Below are 1,373 nucleotides of genomic sequence, written 5' to 3'. Positions count from 1 at the left end.
AGGCACGGATCAGGGAGACGGTGCTTGGCACCGGAACGGGTGGCGTGTCGGTGGGCAGTGCCAGCCAGTGGCATCGAGGAAAAACAGCGGCCTCCACTCCAGGCCCGTCCATCGATCAACCCTTCCGTTTCCAGGGGCAGCAGTTCGATGAGGAAACCGGGCTGCATTACAACCGGTTCCGGTATTACGATCCAATTATTGGCAGGTTTATTAGTCAAGACCCCATTGGGTTAATGGGCGGCGGACATTTATTTGAATACGCTGCCAACCCAATTAATTGGAGCGATCCACTTGGGCTTAGCTCTTGCCCCACCAGAGCGCAAGTCCTTGCTGCAACAACTGCTCTTGTTAAAGCCGCAGAGCCTGCCATCAAAGCTGTCGATCCAAGCGCAAGAGTAGGTATTAGAGGAAGCACGGCAACTGGATTCAGTGGGCAAACAGGCGCCCCATGGACATATGCATCTGATGTAGACGCATATATTGCTAGCGACGTTCTTTACAACAATCCAGCGGGTCGATTTGGAAATAACATTCCAGGCATAAGTGCGATAGAAAAATCCATTAATGCTGCCCTAAGAAAAATTTGGCCATGCTTAGCCAAAGGGAAAAAGTCGGCATTTTCATTTAAAGCTCAAAGACAAAACTTTCCGGATGTAGCTCCAAGATTTGAAACTATTGTTATTATTTTTTAGCATGACTCCAAATAAATTACTACTGCCCTATTCACCTGAAGATATAAAAAATTTCTTCACCTATGATTACGAGTGGATCGATGAGTTTTATTTCATAAAAAGAATAGACCAAATTTTACCAAACTACATCGAATACGAATTTGAAGTAAGGAAAAAATTTTTCAAGAGAGGATGGTCTGGAGAAGGAGAAATTAACAACATTTGGATTCCACCATTTTTGATATCAAAAATAGCCAAAGGAGGCGAAGAGACATTTCTAAAAAAATTCCACGATGACTCAGTAATCGGAAAATTAACCACGTCTCCAAAATCCTGGACAAAAGGGCTCATTCTTTGGCATGTGAAACAAAAAGAAGATGGAATTTCTTTTATATGCTCCCCGTTGGAGCTAGACATTCCAAATTACGCCCTTTCTTGAAATTTTCTCAAATGGCGGATTCAAAAGCGAAGTACGACACCTGCCCTCCAAAGTATTGCTCTTTTTTCTATAGCACACTGCCCTAGTGCCTATTGCGCTTAAGCCCGATTTGGCATAAATCGTTTCCCCCATCCCTCGGCTCTATGCCGTTTCGAGTGGAACTGGACCTCAGAGAACATGCGGCGTAACGCCGAGCCCAATCGGGGCAGCAGGAGCAAAGGGGTTGGTCGGCAGATCCTTGAGCTTGGCCATGCGCAGGTAGG

Annotated in this window: 2 protein-coding genes; both read left to right on the top strand. The window is 45.6% G+C overall.

The features are described 5' to 3' along the window. A partial coding sequence (locus AVHM3334_RS23640) for an RHS repeat-associated core domain-containing protein (RefSeq protein ID WP_284415869.1) occupies positions 1 to 692 on the top strand: 692 nt, incomplete at its 5' end. Position 693: 1 nt separating this feature from the next. Beyond that, positions 694 to 1,110 (top strand): hypothetical protein, encoded by a 417-nt coding sequence (locus tag AVHM3334_RS23635; protein ID WP_284415868.1) that lies wholly within the window; start codon positions 694 to 696, stop codon positions 1,108 to 1,110. Positions 1,111 to 1,373 lie beyond the last annotated feature (263 nt).

It is taken from the genome of Acidovorax sp. SUPP3334, from assembly GCF_030159055.1.
GTDB lineage: Bacteria > Pseudomonadota > Gammaproteobacteria > Burkholderiales > Burkholderiaceae_C > Paracidovorax.
The sequence above is the reverse complement of the archived record's forward strand: the minus strand, read 5'-3'. Positions and strand labels throughout refer to the sequence as shown.

What these genes read in the sequence shown, in the direction of transcription:
- AVHM3334_RS23635 (WP_284415868.1), top strand. Translation starts at nt 694, where the DNA reads ATGACTCCAAATAAATTACTACTGCCCTATTCACCTGAAGATATAAAA.